15 protein-coding genes are annotated in these 18,423 nt (G+C 66.4%); 3 read left to right on the top strand and 12 right to left on the bottom strand.

From position 1 onward, the window contains the following. Nucleotides 1-117: 117 nt before the first annotated feature. The 3 genes from ACSBOX_RS04215 to ACSBOX_RS04205 all read left to right on the top strand — a co-directional run bounded on the left by ACSBOX_RS04215 (nucleotide 118) and on the right by ACSBOX_RS04205 (nucleotide 3,686). The gene (locus ACSBOX_RS04215) at nucleotides 118-1,560 is read left to right on the top strand and encodes a PucR family transcriptional regulator (protein ID WP_442544948.1); all 1,443 of its coding nucleotides are present in this window, start codon (nucleotides 118-120) and stop codon (nucleotides 1,558-1,560) included. A gap of 183 nt (nucleotides 1,561-1,743) precedes the next feature. Continuing rightward, nucleotides 1,744-3,009, top strand: a complete 1,266-nt coding sequence (locus ACSBOX_RS04210; protein ID WP_442544947.1) for an MFS transporter — start codon at nucleotides 1,744-1,746, stop codon at nucleotides 3,007-3,009. After that, complete coding sequence (locus ACSBOX_RS04205) at nucleotides 3,006-3,686, top strand: FadR/GntR family transcriptional regulator (RefSeq protein ID WP_442544946.1); 681 nt, start codon at nucleotides 3,006-3,008, stop codon at nucleotides 3,684-3,686. The genes ACSBOX_RS04210 and ACSBOX_RS04205 overlap by 4 nt, the downstream gene beginning before the upstream one ends. A gap of 303 nt (nucleotides 3,687-3,989) precedes the next feature. Here ACSBOX_RS04205 and ACSBOX_RS04200 read toward each other — a convergent pair whose 3' ends face one another. The 12 genes from ACSBOX_RS04200 to ACSBOX_RS04145 all read right to left on the bottom strand — a co-directional run bounded on the left by ACSBOX_RS04200 (nucleotide 3,990) and on the right by ACSBOX_RS04145 (nucleotide 18,411). Further along, nucleotides 3,990-5,369: a rhodanese-like domain-containing protein gene (locus ACSBOX_RS04200; protein ID WP_442544945.1), complete on the bottom strand. Its 1,380-nt coding sequence runs from the start codon at nucleotides 5,367-5,369 to the stop codon at nucleotides 3,990-3,992. A gap of 94 nt (nucleotides 5,370-5,463) precedes the next feature. Beyond that, entirely contained in the window at nucleotides 5,464-6,930 is a 1,467-nt protein-coding gene (locus tag ACSBOX_RS04195; RefSeq protein WP_442544944.1) for an FAD-dependent oxidoreductase, read from the bottom strand. A gap of 30 nt (nucleotides 6,931-6,960) precedes the next feature. Then, on the bottom strand, nucleotides 6,961-8,217 hold the full coding sequence (gene cobA / locus ACSBOX_RS04190) for a uroporphyrinogen-III C-methyltransferase (RefSeq protein ID WP_442544943.1): 1,257 nt from the start codon (nucleotides 8,215-8,217) through the stop codon (nucleotides 6,961-6,963). A gap of 79 nt (nucleotides 8,218-8,296) precedes the next feature. Next, nucleotides 8,297-9,337: an LLM class flavin-dependent oxidoreductase gene (locus tag ACSBOX_RS04185; protein WP_442544942.1), complete on the bottom strand. Its 1,041-nt coding sequence runs from the start codon at nucleotides 9,335-9,337 to the stop codon at nucleotides 8,297-8,299. A gap of 66 nt (nucleotides 9,338-9,403) precedes the next feature. Further along, nucleotides 9,404-10,354 carry an ABC transporter permease gene (locus tag ACSBOX_RS04180; protein WP_442544941.1) on the bottom strand — a complete coding sequence of 317 codons (951 nt, stop codon included), beginning with the start codon at nucleotides 10,352-10,354 and terminating at the stop codon, nucleotides 9,404-9,406. Then, nucleotides 10,344-11,081, bottom strand: a complete 738-nt coding sequence (locus ACSBOX_RS04175) for an ABC transporter ATP-binding protein (RefSeq protein WP_234748948.1) — start codon at nucleotides 11,079-11,081, stop codon at nucleotides 10,344-10,346. Before ACSBOX_RS04175 ends, ACSBOX_RS04180 begins: the two co-directional genes overlap by 11 nt. Nucleotides 11,082-11,189: 108 nt before the next feature. Then, nucleotides 11,190-12,344 carry an ABC transporter substrate-binding protein gene (locus ACSBOX_RS04170; RefSeq protein ID WP_442544940.1) on the bottom strand — a complete coding sequence of 385 codons (1,155 nt, stop codon included), beginning with the start codon at nucleotides 12,342-12,344 and terminating at the stop codon, nucleotides 11,190-11,192. A 277-nt stretch (nucleotides 12,345-12,621) separates the two neighbouring features. Then, entirely contained in the window at nucleotides 12,622-14,034 is a 1,413-nt protein-coding gene (locus ACSBOX_RS04165; RefSeq protein WP_442544939.1) for a sulfate adenylyltransferase subunit 1, read from the bottom strand. Further along, the gene (gene cysD / locus ACSBOX_RS04160; protein WP_442544938.1) at nucleotides 14,034-15,095 is read right to left on the bottom strand and encodes a sulfate adenylyltransferase subunit CysD; all 1,062 of its coding nucleotides are present in this window, start codon (nucleotides 15,093-15,095) and stop codon (nucleotides 14,034-14,036) included. Before cysD ends, ACSBOX_RS04165 begins: the two co-directional genes overlap by 1 nt. Then, nucleotides 15,092-15,808, bottom strand: coding sequence for a phosphoadenylyl-sulfate reductase (locus ACSBOX_RS04155; RefSeq protein ID WP_395798429.1), 717 nt, complete (start codon nucleotides 15,806-15,808; stop codon nucleotides 15,092-15,094). The genes cysD and ACSBOX_RS04155 overlap by 4 nt, the downstream gene beginning before the upstream one ends. Continuing rightward, entirely contained in the window at nucleotides 15,805-17,550 is a 1,746-nt protein-coding gene (locus tag ACSBOX_RS04150) for a nitrite/sulfite reductase (protein ID WP_442544937.1), read from the bottom strand. The genes ACSBOX_RS04155 and ACSBOX_RS04150 overlap by 4 nt, the downstream gene beginning before the upstream one ends. 132 nt (nucleotides 17,551-17,682) lie before the next feature. Continuing rightward, nucleotides 17,683-18,411, bottom strand: coding sequence for a sirohydrochlorin chelatase (locus ACSBOX_RS04145; protein WP_442544936.1), 729 nt, complete (start codon nucleotides 18,409-18,411; stop codon nucleotides 17,683-17,685). Between the last annotated feature and the right edge of the window lie 12 nt (nucleotides 18,412-18,423).

The raw sequence follows: 18,423 nt of genomic DNA, 5'->3' as shown, positions 1-18,423 counted from the left end.
CATTGGTTGCAGCTGCTCCGAGCCTATGCCAGCACCCCGCGGCGCGGAATAGTCAGGTGCACACCGCGACCCTCACGACTTAGTGCGAATGACCAGTGCGGGGATATCCTTTTTGACATGGCAATGTCACTCGCCGCGCTCGTCGCCGTCCCCTCGCTTCGGCTCCGCAAAGCCGGCCTCGCGGAAACCACCTGGAATGAAGATATCCGCTGGGTGGCCGTGACCGAGCAGGAAGATCCCCAACGCTTCCTCAATGGCGGCGAACTGATCCTGACCACGGGGCTCAGGCTCAACGGCGCCGCGGAACAGCGCCGTTTCGTGCGCCAAGTCCAGCGCGCGGGCGCGGTCGGCATCGGCTTCGGCACCGGGCTGACCCACGAAGCTGTACCCTCCGCCCTCGTTGCGGAAGCGAACCGCTGGGGCCTGCCCCTTGTGGAAGTCCCCTACGAGACCCCTTTCATCGCCATCGGCAAACTCGTGGCCGATTCCCAATCCGCCGATCACTACTCCAAGCTCGAGCGCCTCATTGCCGGCCACCAGATCCTGGCCCGGGCCCTGCTGACAGGTGGCGGCCTCGGTGAATTGCTCAAACAATTGGGCAGCATGCTCCGGACCGATATCGCGCTCACCCAGTTCAGCGCCCAGCTCTACAACAGCGTGGCCGGCAAACCCGCGCCGACGGCTGACGATTGGGCGTCCTTCCCCATCCCGACAGGCCGTCGCGACGCCTGCACGCTATGGATCAGGCAACCCTTCGGCGACACCGGGATCGTCAGTTATGCACAGAACCTGATCAGCGTTGAACTCAACAACATGGTCAAGCAGCGCCAGAGCCAACGGGCCTTGGCGGGCCAGGTGCTGGACGATGTCATCCACGGAACCCTGGACACCGTCGAGGGCGCCCGCCGCCTCGCCGGCGTCGGAATCAACAGCACCCGCAAGAACGTGGTGCTGCTGGTGGTTTCAACAGCCCACCACAAGCAACTGGGCAGCACATCGCTTCCGCAGTCGCTCGACGGCGGGGTGACCGCCGTCGTCGGGAAGGACCTGGTGACGGTGGTGCCCGACGACGGCAGTTCCGCGAGCGCGCACGCCAAGGACCTCAGTGATCACCTTTTGGAGGCCGGGATCCACGCGGTGATCGGGATCGGCGGCGCGTACACGAAGCCGAACGGCGTGCGCTGGAGCTACTTCGAAGCGCGCGACGCCGTGGCGCACGGCCTGCCGGTCAACGAACCCGAGCGGCTCAGCCTGACCTCGCTGTTGCTGGCGAGCGAAGATGTGCCGTTGGCGGACATGGCCAGCGAGGCGCTCACTCCCCTGCGCAAGTTCGACGCCGCGCATGGCTCAGAGCTCGTGTCGACCCTGGAAAGCTACCTCAACCACAATGGTTCGGTGGCCGCCGTCGCCGAAGCCCTGACCCTGCACCGCAACACGGTCCGTTACCGCTTGGCACAAATCACGGACCTCACCGGCTACGACCCCGCGCAGACCCCGGACCGGGTGCAGCTGTGGCTCGCCCTCGCGGTGCAGCGGCTGGGCGCCCGCAACCCGCGCTAAGGTTGCCTCCCGCCGTCGGCCGTCCCCACCCGCCGCCGTCGGCCGTCCCAACTGACTCGCAGTTGTTGTCATTATGAGCGTCCAAAACGACAACAAGTGCGAGTCAGTTGGGTTCCCACGGCGGTACAGAGAGATTCGCCACAAAACTTCCCGCAGCAAACGTCAAACGTCTAACCTTTAAACATGGCTTCGACTCACCCGACACCCCACGCAACGGAAGCAACGACTACGCCCGCCAGCGGCGGTACGGTCGCGCCGAAATCCAAGGTGGTCGCCGCCGTCGGGATCATCGCCGTCATCCTCATCGGCCTGAACCTGCGCGCCGGCATCACGAGTGCGGCGGCGTTGTTCCACGATTTGCAGGCATTCCTCGGCTACGGGGCGCTCGTCGCCTCGATTCTTCCGTCGATCCCCTTGCTGTGCTTCGCCGTCGCGGGTTTGGGGACCTCGCGGCTGTCGCGCCGGATCGGCGTCGAGAAGTCGATCTTCGTCGCGCTCGCCATGCTGGCCGCCGGGCTCCTGGTCCGCAGCGTCCCCGCGACTGGCGCCCTCCTCGCCGGAACAGTCCTGGCGATGTCCGGCCTGGCGGTGTGCAACGTGGCGATGCCGTCGTATATTCGCGAACACTATGCAAGCAAGACGTCCATGATGACCGGCCTTTACACGTTCACCATGTCCGGCGGTGCCACCTTCGCCGCCGCGGTCAGCGTCCCCTTGGCCCAGCAGCTGGGGTCGCCGTCCATGGGCCTTGCCGCGTGGGGCCTCCTCGGCGTCGCCGCGCTCCTTGGCTTCCTCCCGATGGTCCTCCACACCCATCGCACATCACGCAAGGCCAGCCAAGAGCACGTGTCAATGTGGCCGCTCCTGCGCACCCGGCTGGGGTTCCTCATCACGTCCATCTTCACGTTGCAGGCGCTCCTGGCGTATGCGGTGATGAGCTGGTTTGCCTACATCCTGACAAGCCAAGGTCTCAGCGCCTCCGAGAGCGGCCTCCAGTTCGGCCTCATGCAGCTCGTTTCGGTGGCTGCAGGCATGATCCTCCTGGCCATCGGCTCGCGGCCCGGCATGATGCGGCCCGCCCTCTACCTGGGCAGCGGGACCACCCTTCTGGCGATCCCCGCAATGCTCTTGCTCCCGACGTCGTTCGCGGCAGTTCCCGCGGTGATGTTCGGTTTCGGCCTGGGCATCTTCCCCCTGGTTCTGGTGATCATCAGCCGCAGCGGGCGCACGACGGCGGAGACCACCGCCATGTCCACCGTCGCCCAGTCCGTGGGGTACTTGATTGCGGCGTTGGGACCGTTCGGCATGGGCCTGCTCCATAGCATCACCGGTGCCTGGACGCTTCCTCTGGCGCTCCTGGCCTTGGTGGCCCTGGCCCTCATGGTGACGGGCCACCAGCTGACCAGCAAACGGACGCCGATCAAGGCCGGACCAAGGCCTGTTGCATGAGCCTGACGCCTTCGCACCGGCCCGCCTTGGCCGAGGAAGTCACCAAGCAACTGCGCGGCATGATCCAGTCCGGAGAGTGGCCGCTGCAGGAGAAGATTCCGGCCGAGCCGGAGCTCATGGCCTCGCTGGGAGTCTCGCGCGGGACGCTCCGCGAAGCCATCAAAGCCTTGGCGCACAGCGGCATGTTGGAGGTGCGCAGGGGTGACGGAACCTATGTCCGGGCCACGAGCGAGATCTCCGGCGCAGCCCAGCGCATGTACAAGGAACACACGCAGGAGCACGTAGTCGAAGTCCGGGTGGGGCTCGATACCCAAGCCGCCCGGCTTGCCACGAAGCACGCCACGGCCGAGGACATCGCCGCCATGCGCGCTCTCCTCCAACTGCGCCACGACGCATGGCTCGCAGCCGACTACCCCGCATGGGCCCGAGCCGATTGGGATTTCCACGAACGGGTGGCGCTGGCTTCGGGCAACCCGCTGCTGCACCAGTTGTATGTGTCCTTCGGCGGGGTCTTCCACGACGATCTCCTGCGCCAACAACGCAAAGCCGGCTTCAATGGCATCCCGCACGAAGGCCACGGCGAGCTCGCTGATGCCATCGAGGCGCGCGACGAAGCCGCCGCCGTCGCGAGCGTGTATCGCAACCTGGACTTCGCCGCGGAGTGGCTCACGCACTGACCCTCGCTCACATCTGACCGGGTTTTGACCGACGCCCGCTCACATCTGACACCATTTTCGCCGACGCCCGCTCACCTATGACCGGGTTTTGAGCAACGCCCGCTCACCTATGACCGGGTTTTGAGCAACGCCCGCTCACATCTAGTGAACGAGGGTTTGAGGAAAAGCTGTCATAGCTGAGCGAGCGTCCGCAGGAAACACCCCATAAGTGAGCGAGGGTTTGAGGAAAAGCGGTCATACGTGAGCGCGCGTCCGCAGGAAACACCCCATAAGTGAGCGAGCGTCCGGACCGGCCCAGGGCATCTAGCCTGATGCGGCGCCCGTCAGTTCGACACCGGCGTCAGCTGCTTCGCGGAAGGGCGCGTCGATGAGCACCACGTCGCGGCCGGCACGATGCAGCAGGCTAGCGGCGACGCTCGCCCGATAGCCCGACGTGCAATGCACCCAGATCCTTGCCCGCGGCAATTCGTCCAGCCGGTGCAAAAGCTCGTGCAACGGAACATTGACCGCCCTGGACACATGCGCGGCAGCAAATTCCTCGGTACGGCGGACGTCCAGGACAGTTTCACCCGGAGCCCGGTCCCGCACGAGCCCCGCCCAGTCGGTGATCGGATACTGCACCAAAGAGCTGCCGGGTGCCAGAGCCCCGGGATCCTCGCCGACGGCGGTATCCGGGGAGTCGAATCCGATCCTTGCGAGGTCGCGGATGGCCCTTTCGACGTCGTCATGGGCGCCCAGCAGGGTCAGCGGCTGGTTCCATGGCAGGACCCAACCGAGGTAGCTCGTGAAGCTCGATCCCGTCCCGTATTCAAATGCCACGCTGCCACGCAGGTGGCTCGCGGCGAATGCGACCCGGTTGCGCAGGTCAACCACCCATTCCCCGGCCTCGAGCCTGTGCTCCAGTTCGGCGGGTTCCACGGATTCCGGCATGTCAAGCACGGCAGGTCCTGGACCGAGTGCATTGAGTGGGCTCATGTGCGCGTAGTAGCTCGGGTAGGCCGTGATATTCGCCAGGAGGTGCGTGACAAAGTGGTCTTCGTCCGGGTCGGTGAGCGCATGGTTGGTGGCGACCTGCTCCCCGATCGTCGATGCGGGGATCCTGCTCGCGGGACCGATGGAGCAGAACGACCCGAAGCCATGGGTGGGATACAGGATCGCGTCGGGTGCTGCCTCGGCGACGAGCCTCCGGACCGAGGCGTACTGATCATGGGCCAGCCCGGCGGTATCTTCCGGGCCAATCAAATCCGTCCGGCCCACAGAGCCGTAAAGCAGGCTGCCACCGGAGAACACGGCTTGCCGGACGCCAGTGCCGGCGTCGGGGTCCGAAACGATATAGGCCAAGTGCGTGTGAGTATGGCCCGGCGTGGCCACTGGCTTGACTGAAAGTCGGCCCACCTTGAACTCGTGCCCCGGAACAATCGGCTCACGCTCAAACGCCACGTTGTCCGCGGCATTCACCAAGTAGCGGGCGTCGTGGTCACGGGCAAGGATGAGCCCGCCCGTGAGGTAGTCGTTGTGAAGGTGGGTCTCAGCGACATGCGTGATGGCCACTCCCGCAGCACGCGCTGCTGTTTCGACGCGGTCGGTATCACGTTGCGGGTCAATCACGAGCGCCACAGTGCCGTCATGAACGAGGTAGCTGCGGTCCCCCAATTGGGTCGTTTCGACGACGACGACGTCCATGCGGAAAGTTTAGTCCCGAAAAGGCGCAACGCGGGGTCACTTAGCGCCCATTCCGATGCCTTGGATGGGCGCTAAGTGACCTCGCGTTGGAGATTTAGACCTGTGCAGCCACGCCGTCGCGGGAAATGTCCACCATGTCCTCACGCGGCACAACCTTGACGCGTTCGCGCTGGACCTCGACGCCGTGGGAGGTGCCGGCGTCCGAGGCTGCGGCACCCAAAGCGAGCTCGTGGGCGTCCAGCGCCAGCCAACCTTCCCAGCTGGTGAACTTCACGCCGCGGGCGCCCAGGAGCTCGACGACGGCGTCAGCCTCGGGAACGGCGGCGAGCGGCAGGTTTTCACGGTCTTCCAAAAGGTACGTGACCGTCTCCAGCGCGTCGCCTTTGGTGTGGCCGATGAGGCCGACGGGGCCGCGCTTGATCCAGCCCGTGGCGTAGAGGCCAGGAACGTGCTCGCCGGAAGCGTCCAGCACGCGGCCGCCATCGTTCGCGACGACCCCGCGCTTGTGGTCGAACTCGACGTCCGGCAGGGCCGAACCGAAGTAGCCGATGGCGCGGTATACGGCCTGGACCGGGTAGTCGACGATCTCGCCGGTACCGCGGGCGTTACCGGTGCCGTCCAGCTCGGTGCGCTCGAAGCGGATCCCGGCTACGCGGCCGGGCTCGTCCGCAGAGTCCACGATCTCCACCGGGCTGTGCAGGAAGTGCAGGTGCAGCCGGCGGGAGGCCTTGAGCTCGGAGAGGTCCTCTGGCTGCTCGGCGATCCAGTTGGTGAGGGTGCCCACCATGGTCTTGGTCTGGTTGTTCGTCTGGATCTGGCGGTCCGACTCGTCGTCGAACTCGAAGTCCTCGGCGTAGAGGATGATGTCCACGTCCTTGGAGTGCGACAGCTCGCGGAGCTCCAGCGGGGTGAACTTCACCTGCGCCGGACCGCGACGGCCGAAGACGTGGACGTCTGTGACAGGGGAAGCCTTGAGTCCGGCGTAGACGTTGTCCGGAATTTCGGTGACCAGGAGGTCGTCGGCGTGCTTGGAGAGGACCCGGGCCACGTCGAGTGCCACGTTGCCGTTGCCGAGCACGGCCACGGAGGTGGCGTCGAGCGGCCATTCGCGGGAAACGTCGGGGTGGCCGTCGTACCACGAGACGAAGTCGGCGCCGCCGAAGGAGCCTTCCAGCTCGATGCCGGGAATGTTCAGGTCCGCGTCCTTGATGGCGCCAGTGGCGAAGATGACGGCGTCGTAGTGCGTGCGCAGGTCTTCGATGGAGATGTCCGTGCCATAGTCGACGTTGCCGAAGAAGCGGATGTCGCCGCGGTCCAGGACCTTGTGCAGGGCGTTCACGATGCCCTTGATGCGGGGGTGGTCCGGGGCAACGCCGTAGCGGATCAGGCCGTAGGGAGCCGGGTAGCGGTCGAAGAGGTCGATGCTGACCGTCAGCTCGCCGCTCTTGACGGCCTCGCTTTTGGTCAGGATGTCAGCTGCGTAGACGCCGGCCGGGCCGGAGCCGACGACGGCGACGCGCAGCGGACGTGCGGCGGTTCCTACGGTGGTGCTAGATGACACGGCTGTGTTCCTTTTCAGTGTGCTTCGGGGCTAAGGGGTAACGACGCGGGGCTTGTTGGGGGTCAGGGTGCTGTAATCAGCGGTCTTGAAATGTTCGGGGGCAAACGGGCTGACACGCACAACATCGCCGATCACAATCACTGCGGGATTTGCGACGCCGGTGGCCTCGGCTTGCTCGGCGATGGTTGCCAAAGTGCCGATCGTGACGCGCTGTTCGGGCATGTAGCCGTTCTCTACGATACCTACTGGCGTGTCCAAGGGCATTCCGGATTCCGCGAGGGCAGCGGCGGATTCGCGGAGTTTGGCGACACCCATGAGCAGGATCACGGTGTGGTCCGGCCGGGCCGGGACTTCGGACAGTTCCTCGTGGCCGGTCACCACGCTGAAGCCCTTCGCGAGTCCTCGGTGCGTCACGGGAATGCCCGCTGCGGCCGGCACTGAAATCGCCGAGGTCACACCGGGAACCACTTCTACCTCGACGCCGTTCTGCCGGCAGAATTCGGCTTCCTCGCCGCCGCGGCCCAGGACGTAGGGGTCGCCGCCTTTGAGGCGCACCACTCGGTGGCCGGCCAGGGCTTCGTCCACCAGGATCCGGTTGATCTCGAGTTGCGGCACGGGGTGGTGGCCGGGGGTCTTGCCGACCTCGATCACGCGGACGTCCGGCGCGAGTTCCTGCAGCAAGTCGCGCGGTCCGAGGCGGTCCGCAACGACGACGTCGGCCTGGCCCAGCAGGCGGCGGCCGCGGACGGTGATGAGTCCTGAGTCGCCGGGCCCGCCGCCTACGAGCGCGACACTTCCGGTGGACGCACGACGACGGCGGAGCGGCAAGTCGCCCGTCTCAAGCGCGGTGGCAACTGCGTCGCGCAAGGCCATGGCGCGGCGCGGGTCGCCCCCGGCGTTGATGGCGATCTTGACGTCGTCGACGACCGCGACGGCGGGCGTCCAGGCTGCCGACGATTCGTGGTCCGAGGCGTTGACGCACCAGATGCGCTGCGCCTCGGCGTCGGCGGCTACCTGGGCGTCCACAGCGGCGACGCCGGTGGCCGTCTGGACGAACCACACGCCGTCGACGTCGGAGGAAAGGTAAGTGCGCGGCTCCCAGGTGAGCAGGCCGGAGGCGGCGAGTTCGCGGAGCGCGTCAGAGGCAACGGGGGCCACCACGGTCACTCGGGCGCCGGCGTCGAGCAGTCCCTTCGCGCGTCGGGCAGCCACGGGTCCGCCGCCCACCACCAGCACCGGGCGGCCGAGCAGCCGCAGGGCTGTGGGGTAGATGTCCTGTATTGCCATGAAAAAACTGTAGGGCCGGTCCGTAACATGCTTCAAAGGTCCGGAAACACCAGTTCACGCTAGGTAACCCGGCGTCACATTACGCTTGCGCGGCCGGCTCCTCCCAACCGATCGCCGGAGCCACGTATTTGGCGATGTTGCCCAGCAGCTTGATGTTGTATTCCACCCCGAGCTGGTTTGGCACCGTGACCAACACGGTGTCCGCTGCCTGGACCGCGGCGTCCTTCGCGAGGTCCTCGGCCAAGGCATCGGGGGCGCCGACGTAACTCTTGCCGAACCGCGACAGGGCGCCGTCGAGCATGCCCACTTGGTCCCGGTTATCCACCTGCGCGCGGAGCCCGAAATAGTGTTCGTCCTCGGCATCGACCACGGGAATGATGCTCCGGCTGACCGAAACGCGTGGCTCAAAACCGTGTCCGGCTGCTCCCCAGGCCTCCCGGAACATGCTGATCTGTTCGGCCTGGAGCTGGTCGAAGGGAACCCCGGTGTCCTCAGTGAGCAGGGTGGAGCTCATGAGGTTCATGCCTTGTTCCGCGGCCCAGACGGCGGTTTTGCGGGTGCCGGCGCCCCACCAGATGCGTCGCGGCAGCCCGGGCGACGTCGGTTGGATCGGCAGGAGGCCACGGCCGCCGCCCATGAAGGAGGGATCGGCTTCGGCTACTCCATGGCCTGCGATTGCGTGCCGGAAAACGGCGGTGTGGCGACGGGCCATCGCGGAGTCGTCCTCACCCTCGGCAGGCGTGTAGCCGAAGTAGCGGGAGCCGTGCAGAGCGGACTCGGGTGAGCCACGGCTGATGCCCAGCTGGAGCCTGCCTTGGCTGATGAGGTCCGTGGCCGCGGCTTCTTCGGCCATGTAAAGAGGATTTTCGTAGCGCATGTCGATCACGCCCGTGCCCATCTCGATCCGGCTGGTCCTGGCCGCGATGGCCGCCAGCAAGGGGAACGGCGAGGCCTGCTGGCGCGCAAAGTGGTGCACGCGGAAGAAGGCTCCGTTGATGCCGAGTTCCTCGGCCGCCACCGCAAGGTCGATCCCCTGGAGCAAGGCGTCGCCGGCCGAAGGAGTGCGCGATCCTTGGACGGGTCCCCAGTGGCCGAAGGAAAGAAAACCGATTCGTTTCATGCCCGCATCAACCACGCGGCGGGCCGGGGAATTCCTTAGCCGCGCTTAGCGCGGGCCGCCCGCGAGTTAGCGCGTGCTCCCCGCCAGCAGGCCGCGGCGCAGCAGGAGGCGGCGCTCAATCGGGGCGAACACCACGAGCTCGATCAGGATGCCCACAAACAGGATTGCCAGGATCGCGGACATGACCGTGGCCATGTCGGACAAAGTGCGGCCCTGGTCCAGGAGTGAACCGAGTCCGAAGCCGATGGTGCCGCCCACAGCGATGATTTCGGCGGCCATGAGTGAACGCCAGGAGAAAGCCCAGCCCTGCTTGAGGCCGCCCAGATAGCCGGGAAGAGCCGCCGGCAGGACGATCTGCAACGCCATCTGCAGTCGCGAGGCCCCCAGAACCTTGCCGACGCTCCGGTATTGCGGCGGGATCTGGTCGACGCCGGAAATCAGCCCGTTGATGATGGACGGGATGGCGCCCATCAGGACGACAAAGTACACCGTGCCGTCCGAGAGCCCGAACCAGATGATTGCCGCCGGAACCCACGCCACCGACGGCAGCACCTGAAGCCCCGAGATGAGCGGTCCAAAGGCGCGGCGCAGCGGCTGCACCTGTGCTAGGAGCAGGCCTACCGGAGTGGCCACGGCGACGCTGATGAGGAAGCCGATGACGCCGCGCTGAAGTGAGGTCCAGATGGCTTCCTGGGCTTTGCCTTCGGCCCACAAGGAACCGAACTGGTCCAGGACATCAAGCGGTCCGGGAACCTGGTCGCGGCGCTTGAAACCAAGGGAGACGTAGAACTGCCACGCCAGGATGAGGACCAGGAGCGCCGCAATCGGAAGGATGATGCGGGTCCAGTCGATGCGCGCCTTGCGGTGGGCATCCGACTGCAACTTGTCCAGGCCGGCCTCGAGGTCCCGCAGCTCGTCGGGGTTTCCCTTCAGGGACGGCGAGGTGATGTGGCGGGACTGCTGGGCTTGCCCAGCGGTCTCTCCCCCTGCAAGCCGGGTCTCTTGTTCAATTGGCATGGCGACGGATCTCCTCGCGCAGGCGGCGGGTAATGGTTCCGGTCAGTTCCCCGGCACGGCCGGCGTCGGTCCGGTGCTCCTCGGTGACGTTCCACTCGGCTACGACCCGTCCCGGACGGGAGGACAGCAGCAGGACCCGCTGGCCGAGCCTGACGGCTTCGCGCACATTGTGCGTCACGAACACGATGGTGCGGCCGGTTTCCTTCCAGATCCGCTCGAGTTCGTCGTGCAGGAGGTCCCGGGTGATGGCGTCGAGCGCGGCGAACGGCTCGTCCATGAGCAACAGCTGCCGGTCCTGTGCCAATGCGCGGGCCAGGGCGACGCGTTGCCGCATGCCGCCGGAAAGCTCATGGGGGCGCTTGTCCCCCGCGCCGCCCAAATGAACGAGGTCCAGCAGCTCGCCCGCGCGGGCAGCACGCGACGCCTTGCTCAGGCTGCCGGACTTGTCGGCGAGCTTCAGCGCGAGTTCGATGTTGCCGCGGGCAGTGAGCCACGGGAACAGCGCCGAATCCTGGAACATGAAGGCGGCGCCGTCGCTGGGCACCTCCAGGGCGCCCGACGTCGGCTGGTCCAGCCCCGCGAGGATGTTCAGCAGGGTTGACTTGCCGCAGCCGGACGCACCGAGCAGGGCGACGAACTCGCCTTGCTGGATAGTGGCGTTGACGTCGTCCAGCACCGGGGCGCCGTCGCCGAAGCGTTTACCCAGGTGTTCCAGTACGACTGGCATGGTCCCGTCCTTCGTTCGTTTCGTTATTGGTTTCCCAACTGACTCGCAGTTGTTGTCGTTATGAGGCCTCAAAACGACAACTATTGCGAGTCAGTTGGGCCGGTTGGTTCAGTCTTGGCCCAGTCCTGCGGCCGAGGTCTTCTGCCCGGTCACGCTGTTGAGGGCGCGGAGGTCGAAGATGCCGTTGATGTCGGCCGGTTTGGTGATGCCGGCATCGACGCCGTCCTGGAGGAGTTTCTTGTAGGTTCCGGCGAGCGGGTCCACGGTGAAGGTGATGTTCTTCAAGGAGCGGTCGATGACATCGGCCGGGAGCGTGCTGCCCGCGGTCGCCTTCAACGCGGCGTTGATCGCGGTGGCCTTGTCAGCGGCCGAGGCGGTGTTGAGCCAGTTGACCGAGGCTTGGTGGCCCTGGAGCAGTGCCGTTACCGTCTGCGGGTGGTCGGCGGCGAACTTCTTGCTCACGATCAGGATGGTGGTGGGGAACTGGCCCTTATCCCAGAGGTCCTTCTCATCCACGAGCACCTTCCCGCCGGCCTGGAGCACCAGGCGCGAGGCCCACGGCTCAGGCAACCACGCGCCGTCGAGCTTTCCGTCCTGGAAGAGCTTGAGGGTCTGCGCGTTGTCAGTCGGGTTGATGGCGACGTCGCCTCCGCCGTTCGGGTTGGTCTTCAGGCCCTGCTTGCCCAGCCAGGCCCGCAGCGCCACGTCCTGGGTGCCGCCGAGCTGCGGGGAGGCGAGCGTCTTGCCTTTGAGGTCCGCGGCGCTGTTGATGCCGGGCTTGACCACCAACTGGGCTCCGCCGGAAGCTGCGCCGGCGATGATGCTGATGGAGGCGCCCTTGCTCTGGACGAAGGAGTTGATGGCCGGGTTGGGCCCAAGGTAGGCGGCGTCGATCGCTCCGGCGTTCAGGGCCTCGATCGCGGCCGGTCCGGCGTTGAAGATCTGGGTGGTGAGCTTAGTGCTGCCGAGCTTGCTGGCGATGATGCCCTTGCTGACGCCCACCAGCGCGGGAGCGTGGGTGACGTTGCCGAAGTAGCCGAGCCGAAGTTCAGCGGCGGGCGTCGTCGCAGCCGCTGCCTGGGTTTCGTTGTTCTTGGCCACCACCGATGCGACGGCGGCACCGGCACCGATCAGGAGGACGAGCCCGACGGCGATGCCGATCTCGAGCGTGCGGCGGCGCTTGGGCTTGTTGGTTTCGCCGGCGACGATGCGGGTGGTTCCCGGGTTCGAGGCGGGCGGCGTGGGTTCTGGGGTGTTTGACATGGGAATCCTTGGGATGCGTTGCGGAAGGGGCAGGGCGTTTATCAGGCCCTGCGACATCGCCCCGAAAGGGCAGCCAAGGACCAATCCGATGAGGTCATGGATTCACCATAGGGACTGTCATATTTGCCGTTCAATGACCCGGAAACCCGGGGTCACGCACGTTCATGCGGCGTCACAATTCGGCTGGCCCCTACGCAAAAAACCGCAGCTTGTTTCCCATCCCGGGCCTTGAAGGCGGGGTTTGGGAAACAAGCTGCGGTCCGAGTCACCAGGAACGTCAGATGACGTAACGTTCGTCCTCGTGGTCGCCGGGGTGGTCCTTCACCAAGCCGGCGGCCAGGGTGTTGCCGTCCACGGGATCGATCACCAGGAACGCTCCCGTGCGGCGATGGTGGAGGTAGTTCTCCAGCGGCAACGGCGCGGCCAGTCGAAGCTGGGCGTTGCCGATGTCGTTCAGCTCAAGGCTGGAGGCAGCCTCGACGTTGAACGTGGCCAAGTCCAGCTTGCCCGTCACATTGCGGACGAGCGCCTGGACGGTCCGGGTTCCATGCTTCACGAGCACCTTGGCACCTTCGCGCAACGGCTTCGGCGAAAGCCAGCACAGGGCCGCGTACAGGTCGGCCGAGCTCTCGCGCACCGTCCCTGCCGCGGCGATCGTGTCACCGCGGGCGATGTCGATTTCATCGGCCAAGCGGATCGCGACGGATTGCGGAGCAGTGGCCTCGGCCAACTCGCTGCCGGCGAAGTCGATCCCCGTCACGGTGGTGATCCGGGGTTCGTGGCCCGGGCTCAGGACGGTGACTTTGTCCCCGAGCTTCACGGTTCCTTCCGTGACCTGGCCGGCATAGGCACGGTAGTCGCGGTACGCCCCGACGTCGAGCCCTGCGGCGACGGCGTCGGGAGCCAGCGCGCCCTGCGGCCGGATGACCAGCTGGACCGGGAAGCGGAAGCTCTCCAAGTGGCTTTCAAGCTCGTCCGCGGCCGGAAGGGTTTCGAGGACCTCGAGCAGGGCCGGGCCGCTGTACCACGGGGTGCGTTCCGAGCGGTCCACGACGTTGTCGCCGTCGAGCGCCGACACCGGGATGACCGCGACGTCGGCAATGCCATCGCTGCCTAAACCAAGCTCGCGGGCAACCTTCTGCACATCGGTCTCGATTTCGCGGAAGACCGACTCGCTGAAGTCCACGAGGTCGATCTTGTTCACAGCGACGATCACGTGCGCCACGCGAAGCAACTGCAGCACCGACAGGTGGCGGCGGGTCTGCTCCAGGACTCCCTTCCGGGCGTCAATGAGCACGACGACGGCATCCGCAGTGGACGCGCCCGTCACCGTGTTCTTGGTGTACTGCACGTGGCCCGGGCAGTCCGCGAGGATGAAGCTGCGGCGGTCCGTGGCGAAGTAGCGGTAGGCGACATCGATGGTGATGCCCTGTTCCCGCTCGGCGCGAAGGCCGTCGGTCAGGAGGGCAAGGTCGATCGCCTGGCTGCCGGTGGCGCCGGCTCCGCCGAAGCCACGGTCCGCCGAGGTGCGGGCAACGGCGTCGAGCTGGTCCGCGAGGATCGCCTTGGAATCGTGCAGCAGGCGGCCCACGAGGGTGGACTTGCCGTCGTCGACGGATCCGGCGGTGGCGAAGCGGAACAAGGTTGATTCGCGCAGGCCGGTCTCCAGGAGTGCGGTTTCGGTGCTCATTAGAAGTAGCCGTCCTTCTTGCGGTCTTCCATGGCTGCCTCGGAGATGCGGTCATCTGCGCGGGTGGCGCCACGTTCGGTGAGTGTGGATGCGGCAACTTCGACGACGACGTCGGCAACCGTGCGTGCGTCGGAAAGGACGGCGCCGGTGCAGGACATGTCGCCCACCGTGCGGTAGCGGACGAGCTTGGTAATGACTTCCTCGTGCGGTTTCGGCATGGAAACCTCACCGACCGCGCGCCACATGCCATCGCGTTCGTAAACCTCGCGCTCGTGGGCGTAGTACAAGCCGGGCAGCTCGATGCCTTCGCGCTCGATGTAGCGCCACACGTCCAGCTCGGTCCAGTTGCTGATAGGGAACGCGCGGACGTGCTGGCCCACGGTGTGGCGGCCGTTGTACAGGTTCCACAATTCGGGGCGCTGGTTGCGGGGGTCCCACTGGCCGAATTCGTCGCGCAGGCTCAGGATGCGCTCCTTGGCACGGGCCTTGTCCTCATCGCGGCGGCCGCCGCCGAAGACGGCGTCGAACTTGTTGCGCTGGATGGCATCCAGGAGCGGCACGGTTTGCAGCGGGTTGCGGGTGCCATCGGCCCGCTCGGCAAGTTCGCCACGGTCGATGAACTCCTGCACGGAGCCCACCACGAGCTTCAGGCCCAGGCGCTCCACGGTGCGGTCACGGAAGTCGATGACCTCGGGGAAGTTGTGGCCGGTGTCCACGTGCAGCACGGGGAACGGAACCTTGCCAGGCCAGAACGCCTTGGTGGCCAGATGCAGCATCACCACGGAGTCCTTGCCGCCGGAGAACAACAGCGCAGGCTTCTCGAACTCGGCAACAACCTCACGGATGATGTGGATGGCCTCGGACTCGAGGGTGTCGAGGCTGGAAAGGCGTGCGCGAGGTTCGACGCCGACTGCCGCCCCCGCCGTCGGCCCCGATGCCGCCCAGGGAGTGGCATCGGGCCTGTCGGAGCGGGACGCGATGCTGCTTGCAGCATCGCCGTCCCGCGAAGGGGCGGGGGCGGCATCGGGGTCGACGGCCACGGAAGTCTGGTAGGTGCTCATACGTGTAGTCCGCATTCTGTCTTGTCGGTTCCTGCCCAGCGGCCGGAGCGGGGGTCCGCTCCCGGCGCTACTTTGCGGGTGCAGGGCTGGCATCCGATGGACGGGTAGCCCTGGCTCAGGAGAGGGTTGACGGGAAGGATGTTGTCTTCGGAGTACTGGACCAGCTGGTCGAAGCTCCAGTCGGCCATCGGGTTGACCTTGACCAGGCCGTTGGTCTCGTCCCAAGTGATCAGCGGGGTGTTGGTCCGGGTGGGGGCCTCGTCGCGGCGGACTCCGGTGAACCAGACTTCGTAGCCGGCGAGCGTCCGGCGCAATGGCTGGACCTTGCGGAGCGCGCAGCACTGGGCGGCATCGCGGGCAAACAGGTCCTTGCCGAGAAGGCGATCCTGCTGCTCCACGGTGTTCTCGGGCAGCACATCAACGATGTTCACGCGAAGGTTCGCGGCGACTTCGTCCCGCGTGGCGTGGGTTTCCGGGAAGTGGTAGCCGGTTTCCAGGAACAAGACGTCGACGCCGGGAAACTGGTCCGCGACGAGGGCCGGCAGCACGGCGTCGGCCATGGAGCAGGCCACGGCGACGGCGGGCAGCTCGAAGTTGCGGGCAACCCAGGCGATGACGTCGCGGGCCGGCGCGTTCCAACCGAGCTCGGCCGCACCGGATTCGGCGAGGGCCTTGAGTTCGTCGTGGGAACGGAGCTTGACGGTGGTTGTCACTGGAGATCTCCTTCATCTGCGGAGTGTGCCCATTCGGCGAAGGTCTGGCCTTCGGCGCGGTCGGCCACGAACTTCCGGACGACCCGCTCTACGTAATCGGGCAGGTCCTCGACGTAAACCTTGAGGCCGCGAACCGTGCGTCCGAGGCCTGCTTCTTCGCGGTCGGAGGAAGCCAGCCCGCCGCCCAAGTGAACCTGGAAGCCCGGGGTGGGGTCGCCGTCGGGCGTTGGCAGCATCATGCCCTTGAGCCCGATGTCCGCGGTCTGGATGCGGGCGCAGGAGTTGGGGCAGCCGTTGATGTGCAGGGACAGGGCCTGCGGCAACTGGCCGCTGTCCGCGAGGTCGGCCAGGCGGCGTTCCAGTTCGGCGACGGCGGTGGCTGCCGTGACCTTGGTTTCCACGATGGCGAGCTTGCAGAACTCGATGCCCGTGCAGGCGATGGTGCCGCGGCGGAACACGGATGGGCGGGCGGAGAGGCCCAGCGTGTCCAGTTCGGTGACGAGTGCTTCCACCTGCTCCTTGGCGACGTCCAGCACAACGATCTTCTGGTGCGGCGTGGTGCGCAGGCGGAACGAGCCGCGGGCTTCGAGGGTGTCCGCGAGCTCCACGAGCTGGCTTCCGGAGAGACGACCGGCCAGGGGCGTGGCGCCGATGAAGAACTTGCCGTCCTTCTGCTCGTGGATGCCGACGTGGTCGCCCGGCGTCGAGGGTTTGGGCGCTGCGGGGCCGTCGGAAAGCTTGAAGCCGAGGTATTCGTCTTCAAGGATCTGGCGGAACTTCTCGGGACCCCAGTCGGCCAGGAGGAACTTCAGGCGGGCCTTGGTGCGCATGCGGCGGTAACCGTAGTCGCGGAAGATGCTCGTGACGCCGAGCCACACTTCGGCGGCTTCCTCGGGCTTCACGAACGCGCCGAGCCGCTTGGCGAGCATCGGGTTGGTGGACAGCGCGCCGCCCACCCAGAGGTCATAGCCGACGCCGAGTTCGGGGTGGACCATGCCGACCAGGCCGAAGTCGTTGATCTCGTGGACCACATCCTGCGAGGGGTGGCCGGTGATGGCGGTCTTGTATTTGCGGGGCAGGTTGGCGAGCTCGGGATCGCCGATGAAGCGCTCCGCGAGTTCGTGGATCAGCGGCGTGGGGTCGATGATCTCGTCCTTGGCAATGCCGGCAACCGGGGAGCCCAGGATGACACGCGGGACGTCGCCGCAAGCCTCGGTGGTGGACAGGCCGACGGATTCGAGGCGGCGCCAGATTTCCGGCACGTCCTCCACGCGGATCCAGTGCAGCTGGATGTTCTGGCGGTCGGTCAGGTCGGCGCTGCCGCGGGCGAAGTCCACGGAGATCTGGCCGATGACGCGCAACTGCTCGGTGGTGAGCGCGCCGCCGTCGATCCTCACGCGGAGCATGAAGTACTTGTCCTCGAGCTCGTGCGGCTCGAGCGTGGCGGTCTTGCCGCCGTCGATCCCGGGCTTGCGCTGGGTGTAGAGGCCCCACCAGCGGAAACGGCCGTGCAGGTCCGTGCCGTCGATCGAGTCGAAGCCGCGCTTGGAGTAGACAGACTCGATACGCTCGCGGACGTTGAGCCCGTTGTCTTCCTGCTTCCAGGTTTCGTTGGCGTTGAGCGGCGCGGTGCCGTCAACCTTCCACTGGCCATGGGGTTTAGCGGCAGGACGGGCGGTGCGGGCCGGGCGCTTGGGTGCAGCCTCGTCCGCAGACGCTCCGGCTAGAGCTGTATCAGTCATGCATCGACTGTAGGGCGGGCCAGATTTCTCCAACAACGACGCAGAAACGAAGAGTCACCTAGGGAAACATTTCGTCACGAACCGCCGTCGGGCCTTGTTCAGCTGGCCGCGCTGTGCATCCTCGGGGACAGCTCAGGAGCGAGCGGCAACCACTGCGTCGTAGCGTTCCAGGGCGATCTCCGCGAGCACGGGAGAGGGCAGAAGCGGTGCGGTCACGACGTCGGCCCCGGCCTTGGACAGTTGGTCGTGGAAGTAGCCCGTGGCCAGCAGATACGAGGACACAATGACCCGGCCGCCGTCTTCAGTGAGTTCGGCGCCGGTGAGTTCGGCGCCGGTGAGTTCGGCACGCAGGGCCGCGACGCCGTCGGGCACGTTCGGCTCGGCACTCGCACCGTAAGCGACGCGCACCTTGTTGGGCAGCAGCTCGGCGAGCTGGCGCGCCTGCTCCTCCGAATCGACGGAACCGTCCGGCAGCGACGAGCCCGCGGCGGCGAGCAGGACGCCGTCGTCGTCGCCCAGGCCGGCGTCGCGCAACCGTGCGGCGAGCAACTCGGCAAGCCGAGGATCCGGCCCCAGCGGCGGTGCCGCCAATACGTCGGGACGGGACTTGATCGCCTTGGGGATGTCCACCTTGACGTGGTAGCCGGTGCTGAGCAGCAAAGGAACGACGACGGCGGGCGTGCCTTCCGGGAGGCCGGCCACCACGCCGCCCAACTCGGGCTCTTGGACGTCTACGTAGGCCTCGACGACGGTGAGGCCGGGCCGCAGCGCCTCGATCTCGGCCATGACCCGGCGGATAGCGGCTTGCCCTTCGACGTTCCGGGTTCCGTGGGCACACGCGATCAAGACGGGGCTGTTCATGCGTGCAAGCGT

This window comes from Arthrobacter sp. KN11-1C (genome assembly GCF_052180225.1).
In the GTDB taxonomy this organism is placed as follows: domain Bacteria; phylum Actinomycetota; class Actinomycetes; order Actinomycetales; family Micrococcaceae; genus Arthrobacter.
The sequence above is the reverse complement of the archived record's forward strand: the minus strand, read 5'-3'. Positions and strand labels throughout refer to the sequence as shown.